At 68.0% G+C, this 11,586-nt stretch carries 10 protein-coding genes, 2 tRNA genes and 1 rRNA gene (1 of these 13 running past the window's edge); 2 read left to right on the top strand and 11 right to left on the bottom strand.

The features are described 5' to 3' along the window. Positions 1-378: ribosomal RNA gene (locus tag ACSNN8_RS19915) — 16S ribosomal RNA — on the bottom strand; it reaches 1,138 nt to the left of the window's first position. A 575-nt stretch (positions 379-953) separates the two neighbouring features. Between ACSNN8_RS19915 and ACSNN8_RS19910 the strand changes: the two genes are divergently transcribed. Next, the gene (locus ACSNN8_RS19910) at positions 954-1,169 is read left to right on the top strand and encodes a hypothetical protein (protein WP_436650711.1); all 216 of its coding nucleotides are present in this window, start codon (positions 954-956) and stop codon (positions 1,167-1,169) included. Positions 1,170-1,954: 785 nt separating this feature from the next. Here ACSNN8_RS19910 and ACSNN8_RS19905 read toward each other — a convergent pair. From ACSNN8_RS19905 to ACSNN8_RS19875, 7 genes are all read right to left on the bottom strand, one after another. Further along, positions 1,955-2,752: a carbon-nitrogen hydrolase family protein gene (locus ACSNN8_RS19905; protein WP_436650710.1), complete on the bottom strand. Its 798-nt coding sequence runs from the start codon at positions 2,750-2,752 to the stop codon at positions 1,955-1,957. 170 nt (positions 2,753-2,922) lie between these two features. Next, entirely contained in the window at positions 2,923-3,330 is a 408-nt protein-coding gene (locus ACSNN8_RS19900) for a nuclear transport factor 2 family protein (protein WP_436650709.1), read from the bottom strand. 336 nt (positions 3,331-3,666) lie between these two features. Further along, positions 3,667-4,956, bottom strand: coding sequence for an ATP-dependent Clp protease ATP-binding subunit ClpX (gene clpX, locus ACSNN8_RS19895; RefSeq protein ID WP_436650707.1), 1,290 nt, complete (start codon positions 4,954-4,956; stop codon positions 3,667-3,669). A 212-nt stretch (positions 4,957-5,168) separates the two neighbouring features. Further along, entirely contained in the window at positions 5,169-5,825 is a 657-nt protein-coding gene (locus ACSNN8_RS19890) for an ATP-dependent Clp protease proteolytic subunit (protein ID WP_436650706.1), read from the bottom strand. 11 nt (positions 5,826-5,836) lie between these two features. After that, positions 5,837-6,466 (bottom strand): ClpP family protease, encoded by a 630-nt coding sequence (locus tag ACSNN8_RS19885; protein ID WP_436650705.1) that lies wholly within the window; start codon positions 6,464-6,466, stop codon positions 5,837-5,839. A 170-nt stretch (positions 6,467-6,636) separates the two neighbouring features. Then, positions 6,637-7,986 (bottom strand): trigger factor, encoded by a 1,350-nt coding sequence (gene tig, locus ACSNN8_RS19880; protein WP_436650704.1) that lies wholly within the window; start codon positions 7,984-7,986, stop codon positions 6,637-6,639. A gap of 37 nt (positions 7,987-8,023) precedes the next feature. Then, a tRNA-Pro gene (locus tag ACSNN8_RS19875) sits at positions 8,024-8,097 on the bottom strand. 130 nt (positions 8,098-8,227) lie between these two features. Between ACSNN8_RS19875 and ACSNN8_RS19870 the strand changes: the two genes are divergently transcribed. Next, positions 8,228-8,298 (top strand) — tRNA-Gly (locus ACSNN8_RS19870). A gap of 51 nt (positions 8,299-8,349) precedes the next feature. Here the strand turns inward: ACSNN8_RS19870 and ACSNN8_RS19865 are convergent. From ACSNN8_RS19865 to ACSNN8_RS19855, 3 genes are read right to left on the bottom strand one after another with little or no spacing between them, the layout of a single operon-like run. Further along, complete coding sequence (locus ACSNN8_RS19865) at positions 8,350-9,498, bottom strand: tyrosine-type recombinase/integrase (RefSeq protein WP_436650703.1); 1,149 nt, start codon at positions 9,496-9,498, stop codon at positions 8,350-8,352. Further along, a complete protein-coding gene (locus tag ACSNN8_RS19860) occupies positions 9,491-9,727 on the bottom strand; it encodes a helix-turn-helix domain-containing protein (RefSeq protein WP_436650702.1) in 237 nt (78 codons plus the stop codon). The genes ACSNN8_RS19865 and ACSNN8_RS19860 overlap by 8 nt, the downstream gene beginning before the upstream one ends. A 32-nt stretch (positions 9,728-9,759) precedes the next feature. Then, complete coding sequence (locus ACSNN8_RS19855) at positions 9,760-11,586, bottom strand: replication initiator (RefSeq protein ID WP_436650701.1); 1,827 nt, start codon at positions 11,584-11,586, stop codon at positions 9,760-9,762.

Below are 11,586 nucleotides of genomic sequence, written 5' to 3'. Positions count from 1 at the left end.
AGGCTTGCGCCCATTGTGCAATATTCCCCACTGCTGCCTCCCGTAGGAGTCTGGGCCGTGTCTCAGTCCCAGTGTGGCCGGTCGCCCTCTCAGGCCGGCTACCCGTCGTCGCCTTGGTAGGCCATCACCCCACCAACAAGCTGATAGGCCGCGAGCCCATCCCCAGCCGAAAAACTTTCCACAACCAACCATGCGGAAGGAAGTCATATCCGGTATTAGCCCCGGTTTCCCGGGGTTATCCCAAAGCTGAGGGCAGGTTACTCACGTGTTACTCACCCGTTCGCCGCTCGAGTACCCCGAAGGGCCTTTCCGCTCGACTTGCATGTGTTAAGCACGCCGCCAGCGTTCGTCCTGAGCCAGGATCAAACTCTCCAACAAAAACTTGTTGAACAATCGTCCCGGCAACAAAAAGTTGCCAAAGGAATCCAGCTCATCCCGAAGGACAAGCCAGGGGTAAATCATTCTTGGCACTGGCTTATCAAGCACCCTGTTGAGTTCTCAAAGAACAACCACACCCGGCCAACCGCTCCGGGGCAACCGCTCAAACTTACCTGGTCGACTTCGCGGTCGCAAGTCCTAAGTCCTTGCTCGCATCGCCCAGTTTGCCCCACGACTCGCACCCGCTGTTCGGCGGGTAGTTCGTGAGAGTGGCCTCGCGGCCGGCCGACGATCACTTGGTGATCTGCTTGCCCGGTTCCCGCTGGCTTGACTACCTTACCCGGTCGGTTTCGCTTGCGCAAGTCGCCTTGCTCGGCTCCGCCCGGCCACGTCATCCAGGATAACGCGCACCCTCCGGAGCGCCGTCCGAGCGTCGCTTTCGCGTCGTTCGTCCGGGTTTCCCTCGGGCAGAGAAGAAGTTACGCGACCCGGTGCCGCACATGCAAATCGACCCCCGTGCCCCGGCGAGCGTCGAGACAGCCCGAAACCGCCGCACGGCGTGAAAGAGTGGGCGCATGGGAGCTACCCGGACGCTGGCGGCCGACGCGCTCGTTGACATGATCATGCCCTTCGGGCAGTTCGTGATCGGCACGCTTGTGCTGGTCACGCTCGTGGTCTCGGCACACCGCCTCCTCCAGCGCGGCCCCTCCCGCATGGGCGGAGCCATGCTCCTGAGCGGCGGCGCCGTCATCGGCCTGGCGATCGTCGGCTACCTGGTGCAGCTCCTGTGACGCCGCTGACACGGCTCTGACGGGTACACGGGATGGCTCGCCGGTGACGGGGACAACCACGCCGGCGCCCACAGAACTGACGGACACGAGCGACGCCCGGCAGCCCGCCAATAGTGACTAGCAACCAGCGACTGAGACTGGCGCCGACAGCCAGCGACGGGCTATCGGCCCGCCGGAGGGCAAAGTTGCCGGCGGCCTGCGACCGGCCACGGTCAACCGGGCCACGACTCCTCACTTACCGGCCACCGACCACGAAGCCGCGACAACCAGCCACCGGGCCACCGGGCCACCGGGCCACCGGGCCACCGGGCCACCGGGCCACCGGGCCACCGGGCCACCGGGCCACCGGGCCACCGGGCCACCGGGCCACCGGGCCACCGGGCATGGTCTACGGCGATCTGGCATCGGGCATGGTCTACGGCGATCTGGCATCGGGCATGAGCGTTTGCGACCAGGCACCGCGCACCGCGTACCGGGCACCGGGCATGGCGCGTCGCGACCGGACACCGGACACCGGACACCGGACACCGGACACCGGACACCGGACACCGGACACCGGACAAGGCCTACCAGCGACCGGGGACCTGGCCAACAGTCCGGGCACGGGCCACCGGCTACCGCACCGCCCACTCTCTACTGGCCTACCGGCGCTGGAGCCACGGCCAACCGGTAACCGGCAACCTTGGCGGCGCTTTCGTCACGCACGAGCCGCTGCCGGATGTGGGCCCGGGCAACCCATCTGCCGCGACTGCGCGGCGGACCAGGGCGCCGTCGTGGGGCGGCTGCTAGAGCCAGCGGTTGGCCAGGCTGGGGAGCTCGGTGCGGATGTGCTCGAGCCGGTCGAGGTCCAGATCCGCGGTCACGATCCCTACGGTGTCGGGGGCCTGGGCTAGCACGGTTCCCCACGGGTCGACGATCATGCTGCGGCCGAAACACGTACGGCCGGGGTCGTGGTCTCCGATCTGGCCGGCGGCCACGACGTAGCACTGGTTCTCGATCGCGCGCGCCCGCAGCAGCACCTCCCAGTGGTCGCGGCCGGTGTGCATCATGAAGGCCGCCGGAACGACCAGGACGCGCGCCTCGCCCTCGACCGCGAGCCGCCGATAGAGCTCCGGAAAGCGCAGGTCGTAGCAGATGGACAGGCCGGTGCGGACCCCGGCGACGTCGGCGACCTTGGTCTCGTCACCGGGCGCCACCGACCGGGACTCCTGATAGGAGACCCGTCCCGCGATTTCCACGTCGTACAGGTGGATCTTGCGGTAGTGGGCGGCGAGGTTGCCGCGCGGGTCGAACACCAGGGACGTGTTGTAGGTGCATCGCTCGTCGGGCCCGCTCTCGTGGAACGAGCCGGCATGCACCCAGATGCCGAGCTCGCGTGCGGCGTCGGCGAAGAACTGTGCGAACTCCCCGTCGAGGCCCTCGGGCTTCGGAGCGTTCTCCCCCGGCCCCAGGTAGTCGACGTACTCCGGCAGCACGGCCAGCTCCGCACCGGCGGAAGCGGCACGCTCCAGCAGCTCGCGGGCCACCTGCAGGTTGCGGACCCGGTCCGCCTGCGAATTCACCTGACACACCGCAACGCGCATGTCTGAAGCCTACGAGCGCTGCCGCCGTCGTCCAACCTACGAAAGACGCACCTCGACCCCGTACCTAAGTAGCTGGTCGGGATCGCCGGCTCGGAGCAGACTTCGCTCACCCGGGACGCGAGCCGGCCGGACGCGACCGGTGAGCACCTGGCCCTGAGATCACGGTGGTTTCAGGCTGAGTCGGAAAGGCGGGCGGACATGGCTTCAGCCAGGGCTTGGGTGCCCTTGAGGGGGCGGATCATCACCGTGAACTCGGTGATCCGGCCGTCGGTGTCCGAATGGAGGAAGTCGCAGCCCTCGAGCTGCTTGTCGCCCACGCGGGTGCGGAACAGGAGGGCGTGATCGGAGGCGTCCGGAGCGCCGATCTCGCGGGTGTAGCGGAAATCCTCGAAGACCTCGATGACGGCTCGCAGGATGGGGTCGACGGCGAAGCGGCCACGGTAGGGGGTGAAAACGACAGGACTGCGGAAGATGACGTCCTCGTGGAGGAGTGCGAGCGCGGCGTCCACGTCGCGGGACTCGATGGCGGCTCGGAAAGGATGCACGGCGCGGCCCCTCGGCTCGGCGGGTTCGGACACGTGCGGCTTACGGTAGTCAGCCGACCGGGCTACCGCGATCCGGGCCGACGAGGTGACGAGCCATCCGGCCGGCGGACCGACGAGCCGGCAGTCGGCGGGCCAGCGGGCCGCGGGTAACGGGCGGCGGCCGGCAGGCGCCGGGCGGCAGCCACCGGCCCGCAGGCGGCAGGCACCGGGCGGCAATCGCCGAGCGGCAGGTGACGGGCGTCGAGCCAGCGGCTGGCGGGCGGGCAAGCGGGCTGTGCGCCGGGCGGAGGCGCGGGCGGTGCCTATGAGAACCGCCGTCCCTCCCGGAGGAGGAACGGCGGCGGAAGATCTCGGGCGCGCTGACGGGCGTCAGGCGGACTTTTCCTCGCGTTCGCGACGGCGGCGGCCCACGAACTCGCGGGGGACGATCGTCGGGTTGACGTTCTCGAGGACGACCTCGCGGGTGATGACCACGCGGGCGGCGTCGGGGTTGCTCGGGACCTCGTACATCACGGAGAGGAGGACCTCTTCCATGATGGCGCGGAGGCCGCGGGCGCCCGTGCCGCGGAGCATGGCCTGGTCGGCGATCGCCTCGAGGGCGCCGTAGTCGAACTCGAGCTCCACGCCGTCGAGCTCGAACAGGCGCTGGTACTGCTTCACGTACGCGTTGCGCGGCTCGGTCAGGATCTTGATCAGCGCCTCGCGGTCGAGGTTGCGGACCGTGGTGATGACCGGCAGACGGCCGATGAACTCGGGGATCAGGCCGAACTTCAGCATGTCCTCGGGCATGACCTTGCTGAAGATGTCGTCGGTGTTCCGCTCGGAGATCGAGCGCAGGTGCGCGCCGAAGCCGACACCGCCGTGGCCCACGCGGGACTCGATGATGCGGTCCAGGCCGGCGAACGCGCCGCCGACGATGAACAGCACGTTGGTGGTGTCGATCTGGATGAACTCCTGGTGCGGGTGCTTGCGGCCGCCCTGGGGCGGCACGTTCGCCACCGTGCCCTCGAGGATCTTGAGCAGCGCCTGCTGCACACCCTCGCCGGAGACGTCACGGGTGATCGACGGGTTCTCGCTCTTGCGGGCGATCTTGTCGACCTCGTCGATGTAGATGATGCCCTGCTCGGCGCGCTTCACGTCGTAGTCGGCGGCCTGGATGAGCTTGAGCAGGATGTTCTCGACGTCCTCGCCCACGTAGCCGGCCTCGGTGAGCGCCGTCGCGTCGGCGATGGCGAACGGCACGTTGAGCATCCGGGCCAGCGTCTGCGCCAGGTGCGTCTTGCCGCAGCCCGTGGGGCCGATGAGCATGATGTTGGACTTGGCGACCTCGACGTCACTGCCCGCCCCGGGCGCGCCGCTCGACTCGGCCTGGATCCGCTTGTAGTGGTTGTAGACGGCGACCGAGAGCGCCTTCTTGGCCTGTTCCTGGCCCACCACGTACTGATCCAGGAACTGGCAGATCTCCATCGGCTTGGGAAGCTCTTCCCACTTCACCTCGCCGGTCTCGGCCAGCTCCTCTTCGATGATTTCGTTGCAGAGGTCGATGCACTCGTCGCAGATGTAGACCCCGGGGCCCGCGATGAGCTTCTTGACCTGCTTCTGCGACTTCCCACAGAAGGAGCACTTCAGTAGGTCGCCGCCGTCGCCGATCCGTGCCACCTACGTTCTCCTTGAGCTCATCGGCCGGCTGAAGCGCCGACCCCGATCACGAGGGCTTGATCGCCTCGTTGCCATCTCATCGTCTGCCGAACCGCGTAACTGAGGCTGCATGCTCGACGTTACCCGCAAAGGTGCCGTTCTCCGACCCCCCAAAACGGGCGTGTCAGGGGTCGGCCAGTCTAACTTGCCCGGCCGGCCCCTGACACCTTGCCTCAGCCGACCGACTGCAGGCTCTTCTTGCGGCTGGCCAGCACGACGTCGACCAGACCGTACTCCTTGGCCTCATCGGCCGTCATGATCTTGTCGCGGTCGACGTCCTTGCGGACCTGCTCGACCGAACGGCCCGAGTGCCGCGAGATCATCTCTTCCATCTGCGTGCGCATGCGGAGGATCTCCCGGGCCTGGATCTCGATGTCCGAGCCCTGGCCGTAGCCGCCCTCGGTGGCCGGCTGGTGGATCAGCACCCGCGAGTGCGGCAGCGCCATGCGCTTGCCCGCCGTGCCACCGGCGAGCAGGACCGCGGCCGCGCTGGCCGCCTGGCCCAGGCACACCGTGGAGATGTCGGGGCGCACGTACTGCATGGTGTCGTAGATCGCCGTCATGGCGGTGAAGGAGCCGCCGGGCGAGTTGATGTACATGAGGATGTCCCGGTCCGGGTCGGAGCTCTCCAGCGTCAGCAGCTGGGCCATCACGTCGTTGGCCGACGCGTCGTCCACCTGCACGCCGAGGAAGATGATCCGGTCCTCGAACATCTTGTTGTACGGGTTCGTCTCCTTCATCATCCCGTTCGAGGAACGCTCGACGAAGGAGGGCAGCACGTAGCGGTTGTGCACCGGCGCGAACCCGGAGGGCATGGTCAGGTCTGTCATCTTGCAGCTCCTCAGTTCAGCGTTCCGGCGCCCTCGGGGACCTGCGTCGCCCCGGTGATCACCTTGTCGATGAAGCCATAGTCCCTGGCCTCCTCGGCCGTGAACCAGCGGTCACGGTCGGAGTCGGCCTCGATCTGCTCCTGGGTCTGGCCGGTGTGGAAGGCGACCCGCTCCTGGAACATGCGCTTGGTGTAGAGCATCTGCTCGGCCTGGATGGCGATGTCGGCGGCCGTGCCGCCCATGCCACCCGACGGCTGGTGCATCATGATGCGCGCGTGGGGCAGCGAGTAGCGCTTGCCCGGGGTGCCGGCGCAGAGCAGCAGCTGCCCCATCGACGCGGCCATGCCCATCGCGACGGTCGAGACGTCGTTGTCGATGAACTGCATCGTGTCGTAGATCGCCATGCCCGAGTAGACGGAACCACCGGGCGAGTTGATCCACAGGTTGATGTCGCGGTCGGGGTCCTCGGCGGAAAGCAGCAGCAGCTGCGCGCAGATGCGGTTGGCCACCGCGTCGCTCACCTCGCTGCCGAGGAAGATGATCCGCTCACGCAGCAGGCGGTTGTAGACCGAGTCGTCGAGGTTGCCACTGAGGGAATCACCGCGGAGCACGGGGCTCGCGGGAAGGTGGAGATCAGTCATGGCAGCCCTTCACAGCTGACTGTGTCGGCCAGAAACACGGCCGGCAGGTTGTCCGTCGTACGACCAACCTAACCGGTCCATTGCGCATCAGCTTCCCGCTCGGGCAGGTGTTCGCTGACAGCGCACGCGCCCGGGCACCAGCGTGCCCGGGCGCGTGAAAACCGGCTCGGTCAGTGGTTGTGCCCGGCGTGCTCGTCCTCGCTGGCGGCGCGCAGGTCGTCCAGCGTGAGCACGGTGCCCTCGCTGTCCTTCATCTCGACCTGCTCCATCACCGAGGCCAGCGCCTTGCCGCGGCGCACGTCGCCGAAGACCGCGGCGGCCGCGCCGGACTGCACCAGCTGGTCGTAGTACTGCTGGGGCTGCATCTGGGCCCGCTGGGCGCGGTGCACGATCTCGTGGCCGAACTCGTCGTCGGAGACCTGCACGTCCTCGGCGTCGGCGATCGTGTCGAGCAGCAGCTGGATGCGGACGCCCTCCTCGGCGGCCTCGGTCAGCTCCTGGTCGATCTGCTCCTCGGTCTTGTCCTCCGAGGTCAGGTAGTCCTGCAGGGTGGCGCCGATCCGCTCGAGCTGGTCGGTCATCGCCTGCTTGCGGCCCTCGACCTCGTCCTTGACGACGCCCTCGGGAGCGGGGATGTTCGCCGCCTCGACGAGCTGCTTGAGCGCCTCGTCGCGGGCCGCGTAGATCTGCTCGACCTTCTTGACCCGGGTGAGCCGCTCGCGCAGGTCGTTGCGGAGCTCCTCGAGCGTGTCGAACTCGCTCGCCAGCTGGGCGAAGTCGTCGTCGATCTCGGGAAGCTGCTTGTCCTTGACGCTGCGCACGGTCACCTCGACCTCGGCGTCGCGGCCGGCGAAGTCGCCGCCCACGAGCTGGGTGGTGAAGTTCGCCTCGGCGCCGGCCACCAGGCCCACGAGCACCTCGTCGAGGCCCGGGAGCAGCTGCTTGCTGCCGACCTCGTGGGAGATGTTGGTCGCCGAGCCGCCGGGCACCTCGACGCCGTCGACGGTCGCCTTGAGGTCGAGCTGCACGTAGTCGCCCTCGGCCGCCGGCCGGTCGACCGTCTTCAGCGTGGCGAACCGCTCGCGCAGGCCGTTGATCTGCTCGTCGATCTCGTTGTCGCCGATCTCGACGGCCGGGACGGTCACGGAGATCGTCGACAGGTCGGGCACGGTGATCTCGGGCCGGACGTCGACCTCGGCGGTGAACTTCAGCGGCTCGTTGTCGGCGAACTCGGTGATCTCGACCTCGGGGCGGCCCAGCGTCTTGACGTCGTGCTCGCGCACGGCCGCCAGGATCTGCTGCGGGATCGCCTCCTGTACCGCCTCGTTGAGGACCGCGCCGCGCCCGACCCGCTGGTCGATGACCGCGGCCGGGATCTTGCCGCGACGGAAGCCCGGCACCTGAACCTGCGCGCCGATCTCCCGGTACGCCTTCTGCAGGCTCGGCTTGAGCTCGTCGAACGGCACCTCGATGGCGAGCTTCACCCGGGTCGGGCTCAGAGTCTCGACGGTGCTCTTCACAGGCGTACTCCTTGTTGCTGCCGATTGTTGGTATCAGTCGGGGTGGCGGGATTTGAACCCACGGCCCCTCGCTCCCAAAGCGAGTGCGCTACCAAGCTGCGCCACACCCCGTGGCGACGGCCAGTGTATGCGGTCCGCTTCCACGCGCGTGCGCTGGAGTCACCTGCTGGGGAATCCGGTTCGCATGGGCGGCGGGTGATTCAGTAAGCTGACCCCGTGGCCCGTCGGAGGACGGGTCGCTGCGGGCGTAGCTCAATGGTAGAGCCTCAGTCTTCCAAACTGATTACGCGAGTTCGATTCTCGTCGCCCGCTCGTCGAGGAAGGCCCAGGCCAGGGACGTGCTCCCGGTCTGGGCCTTCCGTCTTAGCTGGGGTCACTGGGCTGGTCGTGCCCGTTACGTGCCCGATCGCGTTCGACGTCGATACTGAGGCTAAGCGCGTCGGCGATCATGGTGTCGCGCTGCTGGATGGCGTGCTGATAGATCAGCGCGGCGCGGGCGGAGCCGTGGCCCATGCGGGCCATGAGATCGGCCAGACTCGCGCCGGTGCCTGCGGCAAGCGTGTTGCCCGTATGGCGGAGATCGTGGAAGTGGAACCCCGGAAGGCCGGCCTCTGTTACAGACTGGGTCCATCGGGACTGGGTCTGAAAGCCTGAGCGGCGCAGGACCGCGCCTTTGGCTCCGGTGAAGATGAGGGCGTCTGCGGTGTCGGCGACGTAGTCGCGCAGGTGCAGGCGGATGTCCTCGCGGATAGCGCTGGGGACGGTGACGGTCCGACGTCCGGCTGTGCTCTTGGGCGGGCCGAAGATGACGCTGCCGTCATTGAGAGTAGTGAGGGTGGCGCGGACGGTGACGGTGTCGAGACCCTGGCTGAGGTCAGCGCGCCGGAGAGCGGCAAGTTCGCCGTAGCGCAGCCCGGTGAAGGCGGCGAGCAGGATGAGCGCCCGGAAACGGGCTGGCACGCGGCCTGCTAGGTCGAGCACCTGAACGACGGTGGCAACAGGCCGCTCAGGTGTGTGGGTTTCCCCGGCTCCGCGGATGCGGCATGGGTTGCGACGGATCAGTTCGTCGTCGAGGGCCGTGTTGAGCACGGCGTGCAGCAGCCGGTATGCCTTGGCGGCCATGGTGGCGCTGGTGCCTTCGGCGAGCAGTCCAGCGCGCCAGGCGCGGACTCGGCTAGGCGTGATGTCGGCGATCATGACGCCGGAGAATTCGTTCGCCAGGTAGCGCTTGTAGAGCCAGCGGTAGAGCTGGACGGTTCGTGGCCGCAGGTTGGGGCGGTGGTCGATCCAGGTGAGTAGGTATCCGCCCAGCGCGATGCGGCCGGCGTCGGGGTTGCGCCACTCCCCCGACAGGATGTCGGCTTCGATCTTGTTGAGCCACCGGTCGGCGTCGGTCTTGGTGGCGAAGGTGCTGGGTGCGGGACGGTCGACCCCATCGGGGTCCTGGTAGCGCGCTTGGAAGCGTCCGGATGGCAATTTTCGGACGCGGCCGAAGCGGCGCTTCTTAGACATGTGTAGGTGCTCCCCTCCTGTAGGTGATTACCGGTCGGATCGGATCGACTCGGCCGTCTTGGATGTAAGCGGCAAGATCATCGGGGTGGAACCGCACGTACTTGCCGACCTTGTAGAAGCGGATTCGCCGCTCCGCTATCAGCCGTCGCACGAAGCGGACTCCTGTGCCGAGCCGTTGCGCCGCTTCGTCGACCGTGAGCAGGTTGGTGCTTTCAGCAGATGGGGTCATGGCTCCTTCCAGGGGTGAGGGGGACTGGAGGTTTAGGCCGCACGAGCAGCAGAAGAAGGACACGCCGAGCCGAGTTCGTGGGCCAGTTCTTCGCGGCCGGTTTCGTGTCGGGCGCGGGCCATGGCGGCGGCGGTGTTGGCCAGGAGGGCGTCGCCGTTGGTGTGCCAGCCGACCCCGGCGAAGGACAGCGTGCCGACGACCAAGGTGGTTTCCGTGCCTTGGTGGTCGACGGCACGGACGGTGTCGCACTCGACGTCGACCTGCTCCTGAGTGCGCCGGTAGGCGATGCGGGTGTCGCGGAGTGCGGCGAAGCGCACCACACGTCGGCGGGTCTTGGTGAGAAAGTGGCCGGCGAAACCGAAGCGATGAGCCCAGCGGCGGAGCCGCGGGTAAGGGTTGGCGGCCGCGGCTGTGCTGGCCGGTTTGGTGTCAAGGCGGGCTTGACGCTCGGCGGCGCAGACGGGGCAAGCCCGGTATCGAGTGTGGGTGCCGCAGTCGGGGCAGTCCCATGACTTGCCGAACGGGGTGCCGTCGATGCGCTCGTGTCGGCCCGCTGGGGGTCGAATCCGCTGGGCCGAGCCGGTGGGCAGGTGACCGAGTTGCCAGCAGGCCGCGACGAGGCGGTCGACGTGGTCGCCGTCGGGGTCGTGCTGGCTGGCGGTGTCGTCGGTGATCCGGGTGGAGGAGTAACCAGTGGCTTCGGTGCTCTTGGTGGCGTACTTGGCGAGATAGCCGGCCTTGGCAAGCTGGTCGGCAATCATGTCGTCGGTGATGCTGCCGTCACCCGCCAGGGTGAGCACCTGGGCGTCGAAGCCTTTGTACGGGTCACCCCACCGGATCTGCCAGCCGTCGGGCCGGGCCGGATGTGCCGGGGTAGTGAAATTGATCGTCTCGACGGCGTGGCGGAAAGCGGCGGTGATGTCCTCGGCGTCGATCCCAGCGGGAGGGGCGATCACGGCGTCGGGGTCGTGCGGATGGACGCCGTCGAGGCGGACCAGGGCGTGGAAGTGCACGACGGCGCGGCGCTGGAACTCGGCGGCTTTGCCGTGGGTGAGTTGTGCCGGAGCGACGATGCGAATGTTGCCGCCCACGGTGGCCTTGGCGACTGGGGGTAGCCCTCGGATGCGACACAGTTGAGCGATGTAGCGGTCGGCGGCTTGTTTGGTGCGGTGCCACAGTTCGCCAGAGTGCAGGTTCCAGACGACGTGGTGGTCGTGGTCGTAGCACTCGAGGCACAGCGGCCTGCCGAGCTCGGGGTCGTCGGCGGCGTGGCGGGCCCAGCAGACGGCGGTTTGACCGTGCTCGCACAGGCCGCGGTCGCGGCGGGCGTGGCAGGGTTCGGGTCGGCAATCGCAGCGTTTGCGGTTCTTACAGGTGTGGTGTTTGACGGTGCGGGTGTGCACGGTGCCGAAGCTGGGTGCAGTAAGGGTGACGAACACGCCAGGGTGCTGGGCGACGGTGGCGGGGATGCCTTTGCCGCCGACGAGGAACGAGCGCAGGATCTGGAAGGCGTCGCGCTGGTAGGTCCGGGCGCAGGACGGGCAGACCGAGGCGAGCCGGGTGCCACAGGCTTTGTAGATGGCGGCGTCGGGGAGCTGGTCGGTGTGCCGGGAGTCGAGCAGCGTTCCGGTCCGGTCGTAGGTGTGCAGCGAGCCGGACAGGCGGACGGGACGCGTGCATCCGGCGGCGGCGCGGACGTGCGCGAGCCAGTTGAAGTAGTCGGCTCGGCTGGCGCGGGCGAGGGCTTGCCCGGCGGCGGAGGATACGGCTGGTGGAGGTGTCCAACCGGTTGCGGCGTTCGATCCCGCACCCCGGGCGGACTGCTCCCGGGGCACGAGGTCCAGCGTCGAACTGGTCAT

Origin of the sequence: Actinoplanes sp. URMC 104 (assembly GCF_051386375.1) — a bacterium.
In the GTDB taxonomy this organism is placed as follows: Bacteria; Actinomycetota; Actinomycetes; order Mycobacteriales; family Micromonosporaceae; genus Actinoplanes.
This window is presented reverse-complemented; position numbering and strand designations above follow the sequence as displayed.